The organism is Pontibacillus halophilus JSM 076056 = DSM 19796 (genome assembly GCF_000425205.1).
GTDB classification, from domain to species: domain Bacteria; phylum Bacillota; class Bacilli; order Bacillales; family BH030062; genus Pontibacillus_A; species Pontibacillus_A halophilus.
Genome location: NZ_AULI01000002.1, coordinates 113,252 through 129,297, shown reverse-complemented (window position 1 = coordinate 129,297; position 16,046 = coordinate 113,252). Strand labels below are relative to the sequence as shown.

Sequence of the window (16,046 nt, the reverse complement as noted above, 5' to 3'; positions counted from 1 at the left end):
AGGGGTTGAGGTGGGAAGTATATTCGTCCCATTCACGAAACCGCTGATTGAAACGATGTTTTTGGAACGTCCTAATCGCTTTATCCTACATTGTCGTTACCAAGGAGAAATCATTACTGTCCACCTTCCTGACCCTGGTCGATTGACAGAACTGTTACAAGAAGGTGCATCCGTTTACGTGCAACATTCAGATGATAAGGGGAGAAAGACAGAATGGTCGGCAGTCTGTGTAAGGTCTGGAACAACGCTCGTCTCCTTGAACACAACCATAGCCAACACACTAGTAGAAAAAGCGCTTAAAGAGCATCGAATTCCGTTACTAGAAGAAGCGGATTATGTGCGGAGAGAGTATACTTTAGAAGGTTCACGCTTTGACTTTCTATTGCATGAAGAGAAGACAGAGCACTTAGTCGAAGTGAAAAGTGTAACACTTGGGATAGATGGGATTGGCTATTTCCCTGATGCGGTAACGAAACGAGGAAGAAAACATGTCGAAGAGCTTACAGAGTACGTGCTGACAGATCAAGGAAAAGCGACGGTTATCTTTGTAATAGGACGGGATGACCTGCGCCTGGTGAAACCAGCTGATGCTATTGACCCGCAATTTGCAAATGCACTCCGAAAAGCATCGAAAGCAGGTGTGAACCTAATCGCATTGTCCAATTGTATCACTCTTGAAGGGGTGCAATTGAAGAAGGAGATCCCTTTCGTTATCGAGAAGTAAGGAGGGGGAGGGATGGATATGTCCTTTTTAATCAAAGGCATTGACCATGTTCAAGTGGCAGCTCCAGAAGGAAGTGAGGAAGCTGCGCGATTATTCTACGGCGAGCAGCTAGGGCTTCCTGAAATGGATAAGCCAGAAGCTTTAAAACGTAATGGAGGTGTGTGGTTTCAGTGTGGGATGCACGAACTACATATCGGGGTTGAAGCGACATTTACGAGTGCTAGAAAAGCTCATCCTGCAATTGAAGTTGAGGAGATAGAAGCACTTATGGAACATTTGGAGAACGTGCACATTTCTTATAGGGTAGATGAGTCTATTCCTGGAGTTAAGCGCATATATGTTCACGATCCATTCGACAACCGTTTAGAATTTATTCAACGAAACTAATAAAGAACGCCGAGTTCATAGAGTAGCATGAACTCGGCGTTCTTTATTAGGATGCTGGATTCTCACGTTTGTTACGTAGGAACATATAGAATGATGCTCCGAATATAACCATATAGCCGATGATGCTCCATACATCTGGTACCTGATTAAATAGTACAATGCTTATAATTGCTGTGTAAACCACAGTGGAATAGAAGAAGATGGAGATTTCTTTCGCTGGTGCATAGGAATAGGCAATGGTGATTCCAAATTGACCTAGCGTAGCAAATAACCCAGCCAACAATAAGTAGGTAACTTGTTGAAAGCTCATAGGCTCAAAGTAAATGATGGTGAACGGAGTTAGCACAACCGTTGTGAAGAAGGAGAAGTAAAATACGACGGTATAGAACTGCTCCTTCGAGCCAAGTACACGTAAGACTGTGTATGCTCCAGCAGCAAAGATAGCTGAAGATACTCCAGCTAAGTAAGGAATTAAATCCAGTGAGAAGGCTGGTTTAATGATAAATAATGTTCCTCCAAATGCGACGAGGACAGAGACAATTTGAAACGGCTTCGTGCGCTCCTTCAGAAACCACGCTGCAAATAAGATTGTTAAGAATGGACTGAGTTTATTCAGCATATCGGCATCTGACAACACTAGGTGGTCAATGGCATAGAAATAAAGTACCATCCCTAATGTACCGAGCGATGAACGCAGGAGCAGCAACTTTTGGTTTTCTTTCTTCCCGAAGATGCGCTCTTTATTGTACACAACAAAGCCAAATGCAATGACGGCAGAAATAATGTTTCTGAACAACGTTTTTTGTACAGTCGGCAATTCACCTGATAGCTTGACAAACATTGACATCATGGCAAATCCGAAAGCGGATAATAGTAGTAATAAAATACCTTTAGTTCGATTATTCATAGTGTCCTCCGTGGTGTGTTCAATACTTATAGAGTGTGAGGTTATGGGCAATCCATACACAATAAGCTATATTAGCTAAATCGCTTGTGCGTGTCAACGAAGGCAACTTTATAAGAACGTATTTGATATTCTGTGTCAGGAACGATAAGATAGTCGGTAGACAACTATGCAAGAAAGAAAGCGAGGAATACATAAGATGATTCATAAAACGTGGACTGAAACAGCAACAATTAAAAAGGTAGAGTGTGTTCATGCAGATGCAGAAAAATACGTGGTAGACAGCGTGTTGACACCTGGAAAAGTATATGAAGTGAAAAATGAAACAGAAGAATTTATCTTCATTATTGATAATACGGGTCGAATTGGCGGCTTTAAGAAGGATTACTTTAAGGAAGTATAACAAAGAAGAGACCCTCTCCCGGTCTGATTAGCTTAGTAGGGGGAGAGTAAATAGAGGTACAACCCATTCTAGGGATGCAGCATCATGATGATGTTGCATCCCTATTCTAATGGTACGTATACATGGTTTCCATTCCAATTATCTATTCATACACACATATTATTGTCTTATTCATTCGTATACATAATGTAGGCAACGTTAAACTTTGAATCACGACTTTATATGAGGTGGGTGGAACAGGATGGATTTATTTTTATTTATCTCCGTCATTGTTGGCATGACTTTTCTGTTTTTATGTTTTGTAATGAATTTCGAGTTGAAGAAGAAGAAAGTGGAACTAGAAGAACAACGACTGATGGTAGAGAAGAGTAAGTTAGAACGTTCCATAGCTTTAATTGATGAACAGGATGACCAGGATAACAAATGAGTCTTACAAGGCCAGTATAAAATCGTAATAAACCTAGCCCTTAGGTATCTCTTTGAAACGCTAAGATTTAGTCTAGGGGTTTTGATTATTACGGGTCCAGTTCTTACCGTCTGATGCCTTCCACATATTGACCGTAAAGAGAAGTATGCAATTGAGGTGAAGGTTGCTCAAACTGCAGTACCACTCTCTAATCATGTCTGTTCAGTTAGGATGTTCCATTCATGTACGGAAGACTGTAAATAGAAGTTTTACTAATTCCTTCACTCCTGTTTGAATCTGTCACAAATGGGAAGTACATGAGTAGGAATAAATCGGAGGTGTCGGTCATGATTTTAGATAATGTGCGTGTCTATGATCCTTATGAAGAAAGTAATCCAGAAGAACGTTACCACGTTGTGTTAGACGGTGAACGAATCCATTCCGTAAACAAAGGCTTATACATACGAGAGAGTCACGAGGAAGTGGTGGTGGATGGGAAAGGTTACACGCTTACTCCTGGTTTTACAGACTCTCATTTGCACTTATTGAGATTTGGTTTATTGAAGAGTGAGTTAGATTTGACAAGGGCAACGAGTTTCAAGGAAATGAAAGAGAGTGTGGAGAAGCATTACGACCGTATTGAAGAGTCCCATTGGATTTTCGGCAAAGGGTTTAATGATGGACAGTTTGGTGATATCAATCATCTATTAACAGCCAAAGATTTGAATGAAATCAATCTAGACAAATATATGTACTTCATGCATCAAGATGGGCACGAATGTGTGATTAGTGAGAAGTTATTAGAGAGTCTAGAGCAAGAAGAATTCTTCCATGAACAGCCCGAAGCGTTTAAAGAGCGTGATGAAAATGGTGAATTAACAGGTCGGTTTAAAGATACACTCGTTCACTTCATTAACTATCATTTATGGGAGCGCTCGATGGAGCAAGTAAAAAGTGGAATCAAAGCGTCTATGCCGTATTTATTGCAGTATGGTATTACAACCGTTCATACCGATGATAGGAGTTTCATAGGTACATTTGACCGTCTCTGGCAGGCGTATACTGAGCTTGAACAAGAAGGTCATTTGCCAATCACTGCTGTACTTCACTACTATATGTTTGACAAGAAGGACTTGGACGAATTTATTAGGAATGTAACATTGCGAACAGGTGATGGTACAGAGCGAGTCAAGGTTGGTGCCATTAAAATATTCTTAGATGGCACACAACGCCTTCATACTGCAGCGATGAGCTCTCCTTATCCAGATACACCAGATACAACGGGAGAATTGCTATTTAATGAAGAAGAGCTGAAAGAAATTGTACGGATATCCGCACAGAATGACATGCAAGTTGCCATTCATGCCTTAGGGGATCGTGCCGTTGAGACTGCACTATCAGCATTACAACAGAAAGAGGCGAGAACAGACGAATTGCGTCATCGAATTATCCACGCCCAGACGTTGCGAAGCGATTTGCTGGACCGACTGCAACAAGTGCGCCCTTACATCGAAACGCAGCCAAGCTTCTTAATGGCAGAGTGGGATGAGAAGGACCGTTGGACGAAAGAAGAACTTCTTCCTTATTGTGATGCATTCCAATCTATGCTAAATCATGACATTCCGATTACGTTAAGTTCAGATGCACCGATTGGATCGTTGAATCCGTTAATGTCCGTTTACGCTGCCATGACCCGACAAGATTTATCCCTTCAACCAGAAGGAGGGTGGATGCCTCAAGAAAGATTAACAGTTAATCAAAGCTTTACGGGATTCTTCAGGACTCCAGCGGAACTCGAATTCCGAGAACATGATAAAGGAAGAATTTCACCAGGCTATAAGGCGGATTTTGCGTTACTGTCTCAGCATCCGATGCTCGTGGCTCCAAAGGAGTGGAAGGAATGTCACGTCGTAGAGACATGGATTCGTGGAGAGCGTGTATACACACGTGAGCAATGATTGCGTAACGGTTAAAAAACTAGTACGATAACAACAGATAAGTAACGCATTTGAAGGAGATACAACATGAAGCAATTTATGATTATGAGACATTGTTCTGCAGAAGGACAAGAGGATGAAGCTCCCTTAACGAAGTTAGGTATTCGACAAGCTCAGGTAGTGGCAACCTTTATGGAACATTATCCTGTTGAAGTGGATTTCATTCTATCTAGCCCCGCTAAACGTGCGATTAACAGTGTCGTACCATTAGCGAAAGAAGAAGACATTGATATAGAGACTGATGAACGACTCTTGGAGCGACATGTTTCAGCAAAGCCTTTAAAGGATATGGAATCCTTCTTAGAAACTTCCTTTAAGAATTATCATGTCAAACTCGAAGATGGAGAGTCGAACCAAGAAGCGATGGATCGTGTAGCAGGGTTATTAGATGAACTGTTCGAAGAAGTAGAAGAAGATGCAGTACCATTGCTCGTTACCCATGGCAACCTCTTTATCCTTATATTAAACTATTTAGGTATAGAAGCAGGGTTTACAGAATGGAAGGAACTCACACATCCTGATTTATATATGGTTACAAAGAAAGATGGGTCCTTTGGCTTATCACGTATATGGAGCGATTAATATTACGAAATCCCTATTCCTTTCGAGGAATAGGGATTTTTTACTTAAACATTTTCAAAATTTATCCGAAATAAAGAAAGTAACACCTATTTTACAATCTATTACATGGGAGTTGGAGAAAATGACCCTTCAAGAAAAAGTAGCAATCATCACCGGTGGTGCTGATGGTATTGGTAAAGCTACAGCGTTACGTTTTGCGAAAGGCGGAGCGAAAGTTGTGGTTGCTGATGTAAATGAAACAGCTGGCGAAGAAGTTGTGAATGAGATTGAATCCATTGGTGGACAAGCACTATTCAAACGTACAGACGTTGCAAAGTTTGAGGAAGTAGAAGCATTAGTTCAAGCAACAGTAGATACATACGGAACAGTAGATGTGATGTTCAACAATGCGGGTATTGGTGTGAACACGCCATTTCTTGAGCATTCTGTAGAAGACTATGAGAAGGTTGTTGCTGTAAACCAACATGGAGTATTCTATGGCATGCAAGCAGCGGCTAAAAAGATGAAAGAGCTTGGCGTACAAGGTGTTATCATCAATAATGCGTCTGTATTTGGATTTACAGGTACATTAGGTGTGACAGGCTATCAAGCAGCTAAAGGCGCAGTGGTTATGCTTACGAAGCACGGTGCATTGGAGCTTGCTCCTTATGGAATTCGTGTCGTTGGTGTTGGGCCTGGTGGAGTTGACACCAATATTGTACAAGGATACCGTGATGCAGGGCTTCTTGAATATATGGAACGCCAACAGCTTAGAAGAAAATTGATTAAGCCTGAAGAGGTTGCAAACGTCGTAGCATTCCTAGCATCTGATGAAGGTAACGTTATGAATGGAACAGTCGTTATGGCTGATGACGGATTCTCTGTCTTCAAGTCAGATATCCGTCCATAACTTTCACACGGGGGCTGTCTAAAGCTTATGGAGACAGCCCCTTGCATTCAGAAGAGGAGGATCAAGATGAGTGCAGTAGATAAGATGAAACTACAAGATACAAAAAAGAAAAACTGGTTAATGTTTATTGCTTTTTCTGTTTCATTAATTGCGGCTTTTAGTAAATCACTCATGCAAAGCAACACAGATGCTCTTATCATATTTGGAATTGAAATTGTATTATTTTCCGGAAGCTTTTTAGTTACACATGTTTGGTTAAAACGATACATTGTTTTCCCATACATAGCTGTAGTAATGACAAATGTATTTACGATGTCAGGTGTTTTCTTTGCTAGTGGCGGGATTATGTTAGTTGCCGTTACTTATTTTCTAGCCATCTTTTCTGTGGTTCATTTCAAGCGCGTAATCTTCCTGATAGGCTATGTCAGCGGATTTATTACCATGGTCTTGGCGATTACATACAGTGTTCAGGATGTTGCGGCTTTAGAAGCGAACGCGGGAACCATTTACTTAACCTATCTACTATCAGGTGTGTTATTGGGGATGCTAATCCACCTTAGCTATCGACAAGAGTTACAAGTTACTGAATTGTTGGAGCAGAGTGAATCGTATTCCACTGAACAGAAAGAACTACGTGAGCGATTAGAGGCGAATGTGAGTTCCATTATAGAAGGAATTACGGGTGCAAATCAGAAGGTACAGGGAAATCTACAAGCACAGCAAGATATGAAAGTTGCCTTACATGAATTAGCGGCTGGTAGTCAGCAACAAAGTGAACAAATTGGAGAGATCTCTCAAAATACATCCACTTCACATGAGCGGATGAGAGAGTTAGGAGAGAAAATTCAACTGTTGACGAAAGAAGCAAGTGAAGCGACTGGTCTTACTGAAGAGGGAGAGCAGAAAGTTGAGGAATTCAAGAAAGATGTGGAAGGAATTCGAACATTTATTCATGATGTAAATGAGACGTTCCAACATTTGAGTGAGAAAGTGAAAGAAACGAACTCGTTCTCTGATACGATTAAGCAAATTTCAGAACAAACGAATTTACTTGCATTGAATGCTTCCATTGAAGCTGCTAGAGCTGGAGAAGCAGGAAAAGGATTCTCTGTTGTTGCTGAAGAAATTCGTAAGCTTGCAGAAATGACGAATAAGACAGCTGAACAAATTACGGCGAACTTGCTTGATGTAAACCGGAATAATGAAGAAACGTTAAGTAAAATGGATGTAAGTGAAGAGAAAATGGAATCCATGAAGGTGTCTTCAACAGAGATCACCCATTACTTTGGAGAGTTGAAACAGACGATTGACCGTATTACGCATGACTTCCACCAGACAGAGGAGATTGCTGGTCTTGTGATGAATAGTAGTCTTGATGTAGAACGATCCACAACTGAACTGGCAGCTATTATTGAACAGGCTAGTGCTGGGATGGAAGAAATGAGTGCGACGGTTGAGAATTTAACGGAAGACAACGAAAGTATAGCTGAAACAATGAAACAAACTTCCCAACAAGCAGAGAAGCTTAGACAAGCTTAGCGGAATCCTTATATAGGACGACTGGTTAAAGCATCCATTTTGGATGCTTTTCTATTGGGTTAAGTTAACATGCGTCATGGTTATATCATCCATTAAAGTTAGGTTATGCGTATTCATTGTCGATTACGTGAAGTCCCTGTACAATTTTGTAGAGATCTTGTTAACTGTAAGGTTGGAAAGAAGGGGTTAGGAATGAGTATACATACACCAATCGACGCAACATTGGATGTTGTAGGTGGGAAATGGAATTCAGCCATTCTTTGTCTGTTAAAGGAACGAGAGTCATTACGGACGAAAGAGATAGAAGAAGCGTTCCCTACGTTATCAAGAAAGGTACTTTCACAGTGCTTAAAAAGCCTTGAGAATAAAGGCGTTATCCATCGTAAGATAGAAACAGGGGCTACAGTGAAAGTGACCTATCGTCTGTCTAAGTATGGGCGTAGTTTAGAAGAGGTGCTTGATACGTTGTGTACTTGGGGACAGAATCATATGAATAAGGAATAAGAAAAACCTTGCGGCGCCGCAAGGTTTTTCTTATGCTTCAACTTTCTCTTCTTCTTCAGCTTCTAATTGTTCCATATGCTGTTCGCCCCACACGCATAGTGCGGATAAAATGGTTTCAAGAGATTTCCCATAATCCGTTAGTGAATACTCCACTTTAGGGGGGACCTGGTTGTAGATTCTTCTTTCAATAATTCCATCCTGCTCGAGCTCACGAAGCTGTTGGGTAAGCATTTTCTGAGTAATGTTCGGAATCAAGCGTTTTAGTTCATTTGTTCTCTTTGTCCCATTATCTATCAAGTGACACAGTATCACTGGTTTCCATTTCCCGCCGATTACGTCTAATGTGGCTTCAACGCCAATGTTGTATTGCTTCATTCATGAATCTCTCCTTATGGTTACTTTAAAGTACCTACTGTACTTATTTGTACCTACTGCACTTTAAAGTGCGTACTTTTCTCTTAGTAGTATATCCGACATAATAACGTTGTGCCAATTAGATGCACGCCCTTACCGCGTGTTCTTCGGTTGGTAACTAAATTTTTAGGATATTTTTAGGGGGTAAGAAATTTATGAGTGCACAAGCAGCTCAAGTACAACAAACTAAAAAATCAAATTTACCAGCACTACTCGCTTTAGCCATTAGTGCCTTTGGAATTGGGACAACGGAATTCGTTGTCGTCGGGATATTAAGTACAATTGCAGATGATATGGGCGTTGGGATTACGCTTGCAGGAATCTTAGTATCTGGTTATGCATTAGGTGTGTCCTTCGGTGCTCCTATTCTAACCGTTGCTACAAATAAAATGAACCGGAAATCATTACTCATGCTTATTATGGTTGTCTTTATCGTTGGTAACTTAGCCGCGGCATTAGCGCCTTCGTTCTGGATTTTAATTCTCGCTCGAATCTTTACAGCATTTGCTCATGGTGTATTCTTCTCCATTGGTGCAACGATAGCTGGAGATTTAGTACCAGAGAACAAACGTGCTTCTGCGATTTCAATTATGTTCACTGGTTTGACGGTTGCGACCGTTACAGGTGTGCCACTAGGTACGTTCATCGGAACAACATTTGGTTGGAGAGCGACGTTCTTTGGTGTTGCTATTCTAGGTCTAATTGCTATTCTATCTAGTGCCATTCTTGTACCGCGTAACTTAAAAGATGCACCCCCAGCAAGTATGAAAGACCAGCTTAAACTATTGAAGAATGGACGAATCATGCTCGTCTTCTTAATTACGTTACTAGGGTATGGAGGTACATTTGTTGTATTCACGTACTTGGCTCCATTACTAGAAGATGTTACAGGTTACTCTACCAATGCCGTAAGCTTGATCTTAGTTCTTTATGGCGTAGCAATCGCAGTCGGGAATACGATTGGTGGGAAAGCAGCAGATAAAAACCCAGTCAAAGCGTTGCTTACGATGTTTATATTCCAAGCGGTCATCTTGTTTATCTTGTCCTTTACAGCTCCAATGAAGATTGTAGGACTGGCTACTATCATCTTGATGGGTCTTTTCGCCTTTATGAACGTGCCTGGTCTACAAGTCTATGTCGTTCAGTTGGCTGAGAAATATGTTCCAAGTGCAGTAAACGTAGCTTCTGCAATTAACATCGCAGCGTTTAACGTTGGAATTGCTATTGGTTCATTTGTAGGCGGATTGGTTGTAGATTCAATCGGATTGATTCATACTGCTTGGATAGGAGGGATTATGGTCGTTGGTGCCATTCTATTAACGGCGTTAATTGGTAAACTCGAGAAGAACTAAATTTCCTCCTTTCTTAAGAAAGGGAGCGATTCGATGACAGGTCATACTGGCTTTGACCGGATGATAAAAGAAAATAAGCTTACCGTGGGACTCACGATGCCTATTGAAAATCATGGCCATTGTGTTCCTACATTGGAAAGGCAAGCAGAACGTGCGCAACTTGCTGAAGAGCTCGGATTCACATCAATTTGGTTTCAAGATGTCTTATTGGAGGACCCAACTTTCGAAGATCCTGCAACAGGGCAAGTGTATGACAGTTTCATTTATCTAACCTATATAGGCAGTCATACAACAAAGATTAATTTAGGTACGGCTGCTTCTGTCTTATCCTTACGACATCCGCTTCGACTTGCGAAGGAAGTCAGTAGCATCGAGCGTTTGTTTCCTGAGCGACTCATGCTAGGGTTATCTTCTGGCGATCGGCGCAAGGATTTCGAAGGGTTAGGGGTAGATATTATGAGACGAGGTGAGCTCTTTCGGGAAAGCTATGAGTACTTTAATAGAGTGATACAGGAAGAGTTTCCATCTATCCAGTCGCCATTAGGTCAACTAGACCAATCAAATTTAGTTCCAAAACCGACGAAACGTATTCCAATCTTTCTTACAGGTTATGCTCAACAGACGTTAGATTGGGTTTCAAGTCATGGTGATGGGTGGATGTTCTATCCTCAACGAGCGGAGAAACAGCAGGCATTAATACAAGAGTACCGGGAGAAGTCTGAAACAAACAACCCTGGTTTCTATAAAGCATTCATTCAGCCGTTAAGTTTGGACTTAAGTAATGACCAAGAGCAAGCTGCTAAACAGGTGAAGCTAAAGCTCACGACTGGTGTGAAGGGGCTTCTCAATCATTTACAAGAACTTGAATCAATCGGTGTGAATCATGTGATGATCTCCTTATCAGGTAGCACCCGACCTGTGGAAGAAGTTATGAAGGAAATGGGAGAATACATTCTACCTCATTTTCCACCTCACGAAGAATAACCATAAAGAACCCGCTACCTGTATGGTGGCGGGTTCTTTATGGTTTATGGACTTATTAACGTGTAAGCTTGGTCTCTCGTTGCTGGAAATCTACATCTTGGTAGTAGGTATTCTTTACGAGAACGTTTGGTCCGAGACACTGAACGGCTGGACAATGACAATTCAGGCTTTTTGCTGTGTCCGTTGCCATCCATTGTTCATAAGCGTCTGTCAATTTCGTATGTTCGATGTTGCCAAGTGCTGGTTCATCTCCAAAGTCGGTAACAATGACCTCGCCACTAAAGATATTCACGTTTAATCGTGAGCGTCCATCTGGGTCGTTTCTAACAGTTACATTCTTAGATTGATAAAGACGTTGTTGCAAATCTAAATCTTCTTTTGATGTGCTACATGGATAGAATGGCAGTGTACCAAACAGCATCCATAAATCCTCATCACGATGGTCCAATAGTCGAGTGATTGCATCACGCATTTCTTCCAATGTCACGGTCTCTAATGCACTTGCAAAGTCTACAGGGTACATAGGATGAATCTCATGCCTTGCACATCCCATTTCCTTTACATGATCATGAATTTGCTCCAAGTAAGGAAAGGTCCGTTTATTAATCATCGTTTCCGCTGAAACCATGACACCTGCTGCTGAGAGGCGTTGTGAGTTCTCAACCATGCGATGAAAATAGTTTTCTCGCTTCTCTTCTGATGGTTTACGTTCCATACGAGCAAACCCAGTCTCGACAAATTCGTCGAGTGTACCCCAATTGTGTGAAATATGTAGCACGTCAAGATAAGGGATAATGGCTTCGTATCTCTCGAATGGAAGTGTTAAATTAGAATTGATTTGTGTTCGAACGCCTCGTTCATGCGCGTATTTCAACAAGGGAACGACGTAGTTCTCTACAGATTTCTTTGAGAGCATCGGTTCTCCGCCAGTAATGCTAAACGTACGTAAATGAGGAATTTCCTCTAACCGCTGTATTAACAAGTCAAGAGGTAGCGCATCAGGGTCTTTATTAGACAATGTGTAACCTACTGCACAATGCTCGCACCGCATGTTACATAGGGTTGTCGTTGTGAATTCTATATTGGAGAGTACCATGTCTCCATGTTCTTTAACGTCCATATAGGCTTCCCAAGGGTCATAGGACGGTGTGATTGGATGAAGCTTCACGTTTGTGCTCATTATGAAACTTCCTTTCTGTTCAATGAATTTGGTTCTAAGACAAACCAGTCTCTATTCTAACACTATTCATTCTAGATAAGGAACATTCTTTTTATAGAATGACGCATAAGGAGACGTGTAGAGGGGTATCGTTCATACTGTTAGTTAACGATAAGGAGGAAGTAGTGTGGGACAATTATCAGGCAAGACAGCCATTATTACAGGTGCGAGTAGCGGAATTGGTGCGGCAACTGCCAGGTCTTTAGCGAACGAAGGAGCAAACGTTGTATTAGCTGCTAGACGTGAAGAACGGTTAAACGACCTAGCTGAAGAATTAACGAATGAATACGAAGTTGGAGTTAAAGTTGTGGAAACAGACGTAACGAAAAAAGATGATGTAGAGCGGTTGGTCGAAGTTACAAAGGAAACATTTGGTGGAGTCGATTTCTTTGTGAATAACGCAGGGGTGATGTTGCTTTCCTTCTTGAAAAATGACAAGGTACATGAATGGGAACAAATGGTGGATGTGAACATTAAAGGTGTCTTATATGGGATACATGCTGCGTTGCCATCAATGATTGAACAGGGCAGCGGGCATTTCATTAATGTTTCTTCTGTAGCGGGACATGAGGTTTTCCCATCTAGTACGGTCTATAGCGCAACAAAATATGCGGTTAAAGCTCTTTCTTATGGAATGGAGAAGGAACTTTCAGGCACGGGAGTCCGTGTCACGAATATTTCTCCCGGTGCTGTTTCGACAGAGTTGCCAGAGCATATCACGGACGAAGAAGTACTTGCTATGTTCAAAGACCGAGAAGGACGCATTACGCTTGAGTCGGAGGATATTGCTCATTCCGTTGTCTATGCTGTCACACAACCAAGCTATGTAAATGTCAATGAAGTAATCGTAAGACCAATGAAAAAGTAAGAAATAAACAATGAGCCTGTCAGTATAGACAGGCTCATTGTTTATTTCACTTGGAATAGTTGATAGGAGGGGGCGTCGTCCACATCTGTAACCGTTGTATTAGTCACTTTCGCGTATGGACTGGGACCGTGCTTAATTGCTTCTATAAACGATTGAATGCGAGTTTCTTCGCCCTGTGCTTCAAGTTCAACGGAGCCATTCCGTTGGTTTTGGACCCAACCTGTAACGTCAAATTCTTTAGCCTTTTGTTGAGCAGAAAAGCGAAATCCAACACCTTGAACGCGCCCTTCTACAGTCATATGAATCGTTCGCATACAATCACCTCTTCCATCTTCGTTTACGGTATCCCATAACCGATTCATGGAGAGATTAAACAATTTAAATAAATGTCTCGTCGGGTTCGTCAGAATAGATTTGGTCAAATGCTTCTTGGGCCGCTTGTTCAGAAGCAAATAATGCATCGTTCTCTTCGATAAGATGGTAGGTTTCATACAAGAAAAGAGCATTTTGGCCAGGGTCATTTGGATGTTGGACAATTTCTGCTGGTTTAATATTGGATACGGTTGGGGTATGAGGGTTTCTATAAATTACGTACACCTCATCGCCAGGTTTTACATCTTTAGGATCGATCATTTCCATAACTTGTTTCCCACCTTTCATTAGAATCAGTCAGTATAGTTTGTGATCATAACATGCAATTATAAGCAACAAATATTGGAGATACTATTGCCATGTGAATGTAAAGAGACATACATATACGTATGGAACGAAACAACTCGAGAGTATGGTGAAATCATGGGTATTGAGCACTTTAGCCGAGAACAATATACTGCTCACGACAAGCGAAGTCTCCCGTACAGATGGTATAAGAAGCATCAGCATAAACAAACAGATTCTGTGTGGGTTGTGGTTCATGGTATTACAGCTGAAATGAGGGCGCTTCACGATTTCGGCATGCATCTGAAAGAAGTAGGTGATGTTGTTGTCCCTACTCTACGTGGCTATGACCTTGGACATCCGAGAGGGGACATTCCAATGGTCGGAACCTATGATCGAGATCTTGAAGCGCTGTTGAATCAGCTACGTCAAAAAGGGTATTCAAGAGTGTATTGGGTGGGGCATTCTATGGGATGTGCGAATCTTTTGAGACTACTCTCGTATAACCGCGATTTTGGGGATGGTTATGTGTTTTTATCCCCATTCTTTCATCCTTCTCTTCAGGTGTATAGACGCCCTGAAGGAAATGGTCAGGAAGAGGGCTACGAGCTTAAGATGAAGAAAATCTTTCTTCTTTATTTTCTAAACCGGTTTAATATTGCTAGATGGTCTCATGAGAAGGTTGCCACAATTCCAGATGAATTCGATGAGGCGTCAACGCTTTCGCTGAGTTTCCGTCTCTTAGTGTCTCGATTCGTACCTTCAATCCCGAAAGATTTCTTTTCTCGAATCGAGAAACCCATCATAGCCGCCATTGGAAGTGAGGACGAAGTAACAGACTCTTCTAAATTGCATAAATGGTGGAAGAAGCAAACGAATCATTTATATGTTGAACTTCCTGAAGAGGATCATAATTCGTTATTGAAATCCAAGAAAACGGTTGAACTGTTAGAAGACTGGGCAATGACGATGAACAATTCATAAGCAATAAAGTTGCAGGATTGTGGCGTTTGTCTCATGATGAGGAGGCAACTTATCCATTAGGGAGATGCAGCTATGATCGACATCTATTCAAATGTAATTGAAACAAGCGGTAGCTATTACGAAATGGGGCGCCAGCAAGGAGAACAACTCATTGGCACTCCAATCTTAGAAGCGCATAAACAAAAACAAGAAAAACTACGCAAACGGTTTACAGTAGACATTGAAGAGGCGAAACGACTCCTCTTGAAGTTTGCTCCGTCCTTATGGGAAGAACTCATCGGGCTTGCTGATGGATTAGGCTGGTCGATTGAAGAGACGGTTCGAGAGTATAGTGGATATCAACAGGACTGGATTAAATCTGGATGCTCCATCTTCACAGGTGATGATTATTTCATTCGAAATTACGATTTTACACCAGAGCCTTACGATGGTCGATTTGTTCTCTCTAAACCAGACAACGGCTATGCAACCATTGGGCCTGCTCAGCGTATTATTGGACGAGCGGATGGGATGAATGAGGAAGGACTTGTGATTGGTTACAATTTCGTCAATCGAATTAAACCAGGAGACGGGTTTATCTGCGTCATATTGACTCGTATGGTGCTCGAATATTGCCGAACAGTCGATGAGGCAATTGACTTGTTGTATAAGGTGCCACACCGAACTTCATTTAACTACGTCATCATGGATAGAAGCGGGCGTACAGTTGTCGTAGAAGGGTCGCCTAGAGGTGTTGCCCATTATGAAGGGAATTACTGTACGAACCACTTTGACCGGTTAACAGGTGAAAACCGACGTCACATGGACGATTCCAAAAGACGAATGAAAGACATGCAAGGAAGAGACCCATTCCAAAGCGGGGCAGAAGCCTTCCGCTATTTAAATGACCCTGAAGGTCCAATCTTTTCTGAAGAATATGACCACTGGGCAGGTACCATCCATACAATTGGATACTTTCCAAAGACGATGGATGTATGGTTCACCCTCGGCGGTTACAACCGTCCAGTTCCGTTTAACTTGAAACGGTGGCTGGAAGGAGAACAGAACCGGGTTAAAAAAATACGCGGGAAATTAAACACCACAATCGCACCACAATATATACGGGTAGAGGCTCAGTCATAATGGCTGGGTCTTTATGTTGTCTCCATATTCTTTAAATCTACATAGTAGCAACTCCGAACAGTAATAATAGAAAAAGCTAAACCTTAAGTAATAAAGAGAAGAACAACAATT

19 protein-coding genes are annotated in these 16,046 nt (G+C 41.6%); 14 read left to right on the top strand and 5 right to left on the bottom strand.

The window, feature by feature from the left end; genetic code table 11:
- Positions 1 to 10: 10 nt before the first annotated feature.
- Positions 11 to 724: a DNA/RNA nuclease SfsA gene (sfsA, locus tag H513_RS0103010; RefSeq protein ID WP_231572101.1), complete on the top strand. Its 714-nt coding sequence runs from the start codon at positions 11 to 13 to the stop codon at positions 722 to 724.
- Positions 725 to 742: 18 nt separating this feature from the next.
- Positions 743 to 1,111, top strand: coding sequence for a VOC family protein (locus tag H513_RS0103005; RefSeq protein WP_026799382.1), 369 nt, complete (start codon positions 743 to 745; stop codon positions 1,109 to 1,111).
- Positions 1,112 to 1,157: 46 nt separating this feature from the next.
- Here H513_RS0103005 and H513_RS0103000 read toward each other — a convergent pair whose 3' ends face one another.
- A complete protein-coding gene (locus tag H513_RS0103000) occupies positions 1,158 to 2,018 on the bottom strand; it encodes a DMT family transporter (protein WP_026799381.1) in 861 nt (286 codons plus the stop codon).
- Between the two features lie 196 nt (positions 2,019 to 2,214).
- On the opposite strand from H513_RS0103000, the gene H513_RS0102995 reads away from it, so the two are divergent.
- From H513_RS0102995 to H513_RS0102965, 7 genes are all read left to right on the top strand, one after another.
- Positions 2,215 to 2,418, top strand: coding sequence for a DUF6501 family protein (locus H513_RS0102995; RefSeq protein ID WP_026799380.1), 204 nt, complete (start codon positions 2,215 to 2,217; stop codon positions 2,416 to 2,418).
- Between the two features lie 241 nt (positions 2,419 to 2,659).
- On the top strand, positions 2,660 to 2,845 hold the full coding sequence (locus tag H513_RS0102990) for a hypothetical protein (RefSeq protein ID WP_026799379.1): 186 nt from the start codon (positions 2,660 to 2,662) through the stop codon (positions 2,843 to 2,845).
- Positions 2,846 to 3,171: 326 nt separating this feature from the next.
- On the top strand, positions 3,172 to 4,782 hold the full coding sequence (locus H513_RS0102985) for an amidohydrolase (RefSeq protein ID WP_026799378.1): 1,611 nt from the start codon (positions 3,172 to 3,174) through the stop codon (positions 4,780 to 4,782).
- Between the two features lie 66 nt (positions 4,783 to 4,848).
- On the top strand, positions 4,849 to 5,403 hold the full coding sequence (locus H513_RS0102980; protein ID WP_026799377.1) for a histidine phosphatase family protein: 555 nt from the start codon (positions 4,849 to 4,851) through the stop codon (positions 5,401 to 5,403).
- A 121-nt stretch (positions 5,404 to 5,524) separates the two neighbouring features.
- The gene (locus H513_RS0102975; RefSeq protein ID WP_026799376.1) at positions 5,525 to 6,292 is read left to right on the top strand and encodes an SDR family NAD(P)-dependent oxidoreductase; all 768 of its coding nucleotides are present in this window, start codon (positions 5,525 to 5,527) and stop codon (positions 6,290 to 6,292) included.
- A 66-nt stretch (positions 6,293 to 6,358) separates the two neighbouring features.
- Positions 6,359 to 7,831 (top strand): methyl-accepting chemotaxis protein, encoded by a 1,473-nt coding sequence (locus H513_RS0102970; RefSeq protein WP_026799375.1) that lies wholly within the window; start codon positions 6,359 to 6,361, stop codon positions 7,829 to 7,831.
- A 192-nt stretch (positions 7,832 to 8,023) separates the two neighbouring features.
- Positions 8,024 to 8,335 carry a winged helix-turn-helix transcriptional regulator gene (locus H513_RS0102965; RefSeq protein WP_026799374.1) on the top strand — a complete coding sequence of 104 codons (312 nt, stop codon included), beginning with the start codon at positions 8,024 to 8,026 and terminating at the stop codon, positions 8,333 to 8,335.
- A 30-nt stretch (positions 8,336 to 8,365) separates the two neighbouring features.
- Here H513_RS0102965 and H513_RS0102960 read toward each other — a convergent pair whose 3' ends face one another.
- Positions 8,366 to 8,710 (bottom strand): winged helix-turn-helix transcriptional regulator, encoded by a 345-nt coding sequence (locus H513_RS0102960; protein ID WP_026799373.1) that lies wholly within the window; start codon positions 8,708 to 8,710, stop codon positions 8,366 to 8,368.
- Between the two features lie 194 nt (positions 8,711 to 8,904).
- Between H513_RS0102960 and H513_RS0102955 the strand changes: the two genes are divergently transcribed.
- Positions 8,905 to 10,101: an MFS transporter gene (locus H513_RS0102955; protein ID WP_026799372.1), complete on the top strand. Its 1,197-nt coding sequence runs from the start codon at positions 8,905 to 8,907 to the stop codon at positions 10,099 to 10,101.
- Between the two features lie 33 nt (positions 10,102 to 10,134).
- Positions 10,135 to 11,085, top strand: a complete 951-nt coding sequence (locus tag H513_RS0102950) for a TIGR03571 family LLM class oxidoreductase (protein WP_026799371.1) — start codon at positions 10,135 to 10,137, stop codon at positions 11,083 to 11,085.
- Positions 11,086 to 11,140: 55 nt separating this feature from the next.
- Here H513_RS0102950 and yfkAB read toward each other — a convergent pair whose 3' ends face one another.
- Positions 11,141 to 12,265, bottom strand: coding sequence for a radical SAM/CxCxxxxC motif protein YfkAB (gene yfkAB / locus H513_RS0102945; RefSeq protein ID WP_026799370.1), 1,125 nt, complete (start codon positions 12,263 to 12,265; stop codon positions 11,141 to 11,143).
- Positions 12,266 to 12,431: 166 nt separating this feature from the next.
- Here yfkAB and H513_RS0102940 point away from each other — a divergent pair, with 166 nt between their 5' ends.
- Positions 12,432 to 13,172 carry an SDR family oxidoreductase gene (locus H513_RS0102940; protein ID WP_026799369.1) on the top strand — a complete coding sequence of 247 codons (741 nt, stop codon included), beginning with the start codon at positions 12,432 to 12,434 and terminating at the stop codon, positions 13,170 to 13,172.
- Positions 13,173 to 13,213: 41 nt separating this feature from the next.
- On the opposite strand, the gene H513_RS0102935 is transcribed toward H513_RS0102940, so the two are convergent.
- On the bottom strand, positions 13,214 to 13,486 hold the full coding sequence (locus tag H513_RS0102935; RefSeq protein ID WP_026799368.1) for an acylphosphatase: 273 nt from the start codon (positions 13,484 to 13,486) through the stop codon (positions 13,214 to 13,216).
- A gap of 64 nt (positions 13,487 to 13,550) precedes the next feature.
- Positions 13,551 to 13,811, bottom strand: coding sequence for a transcriptional regulator SplA domain-containing protein (locus H513_RS0102930; protein ID WP_026799367.1), 261 nt, complete (start codon positions 13,809 to 13,811; stop codon positions 13,551 to 13,553).
- A gap of 156 nt (positions 13,812 to 13,967) precedes the next feature.
- On the opposite strand from H513_RS0102930, the gene H513_RS19490 reads away from it, so the two are divergent.
- Together H513_RS19490 and H513_RS0102920 are read left to right on the top strand one after the other, a co-directional pair.
- Positions 13,968 to 14,813: an alpha/beta hydrolase gene (locus H513_RS19490; RefSeq protein ID WP_154655168.1), complete on the top strand. Its 846-nt coding sequence runs from the start codon at positions 13,968 to 13,970 to the stop codon at positions 14,811 to 14,813.
- A 72-nt stretch (positions 14,814 to 14,885) separates the two neighbouring features.
- On the top strand, positions 14,886 to 15,935 hold the full coding sequence (locus tag H513_RS0102920; RefSeq protein ID WP_026799366.1) for a C45 family autoproteolytic acyltransferase/hydrolase: 1,050 nt from the start codon (positions 14,886 to 14,888) through the stop codon (positions 15,933 to 15,935).
- Positions 15,936 to 16,046 lie beyond the last annotated feature (111 nt).

What these genes read in the sequence shown, in the direction of transcription:
- H513_RS0103005 (WP_026799382.1), top strand. Translation starts at nt 743, where the DNA reads ATGTCCTTTTTAATCAAAGGCATTGACCATGTTCAAGTGGCAGCTCCA.
- H513_RS0103000 (WP_026799381.1), bottom strand. Translation starts at nt 2,018, where the DNA reads ATGAATAATCGAACTAAAGGTATTTTATTACTACTATTATCCGCTTTC.
- H513_RS0102995 (WP_026799380.1), top strand. Translation starts at nt 2,215, where the DNA reads ATGATTCATAAAACGTGGACTGAAACAGCAACAATTAAAAAGGTAGAG.
- H513_RS0102990 (WP_026799379.1), top strand. Translation starts at nt 2,660, where the DNA reads ATGGATTTATTTTTATTTATCTCCGTCATTGTTGGCATGACTTTTCTG.
- H513_RS0102985 (WP_026799378.1), top strand. Translation starts at nt 3,172, where the DNA reads ATGATTTTAGATAATGTGCGTGTCTATGATCCTTATGAAGAAAGTAAT.
- H513_RS0102980 (WP_026799377.1), top strand. Translation starts at nt 4,849, where the DNA reads ATGAAGCAATTTATGATTATGAGACATTGTTCTGCAGAAGGACAAGAG.
- H513_RS0102975 (WP_026799376.1), top strand. Translation starts at nt 5,525, where the DNA reads ATGACCCTTCAAGAAAAAGTAGCAATCATCACCGGTGGTGCTGATGGT.
- H513_RS0102970 (WP_026799375.1), top strand. Translation starts at nt 6,359, where the DNA reads ATGAGTGCAGTAGATAAGATGAAACTACAAGATACAAAAAAGAAAAAC.
- H513_RS0102965 (WP_026799374.1), top strand. Translation starts at nt 8,024, where the DNA reads ATGAGTATACATACACCAATCGACGCAACATTGGATGTTGTAGGTGGG.
- H513_RS0102960 (WP_026799373.1), bottom strand. Translation starts at nt 8,710, where the DNA reads ATGAAGCAATACAACATTGGCGTTGAAGCCACATTAGACGTAATCGGC.
- H513_RS0102955 (WP_026799372.1), top strand. Translation starts at nt 8,905, where the DNA reads ATGAGTGCACAAGCAGCTCAAGTACAACAAACTAAAAAATCAAATTTA.
- H513_RS0102950 (WP_026799371.1), top strand. Translation starts at nt 10,135, where the DNA reads ATGACAGGTCATACTGGCTTTGACCGGATGATAAAAGAAAATAAGCTT.
- yfkAB (WP_026799370.1), bottom strand. Translation starts at nt 12,265, where the DNA reads ATGAGCACAAACGTGAAGCTTCATCCAATCACACCGTCCTATGACCCT.
- H513_RS0102935 (WP_026799368.1), bottom strand. Translation starts at nt 13,486, where the DNA reads ATGCGAACGATTCATATGACTGTAGAAGGGCGCGTTCAAGGTGTTGGA.
- H513_RS0102930 (WP_026799367.1), bottom strand. Translation starts at nt 13,811, where the DNA reads ATGGAAATGATCGATCCTAAAGATGTAAAACCTGGCGATGAGGTGTAC.
- H513_RS19490 (WP_154655168.1), top strand. Translation starts at nt 13,968, where the DNA reads ATGGGTATTGAGCACTTTAGCCGAGAACAATATACTGCTCACGACAAG.
- H513_RS0102920 (WP_026799366.1), top strand. Translation starts at nt 14,886, where the DNA reads ATGATCGACATCTATTCAAATGTAATTGAAACAAGCGGTAGCTATTAC.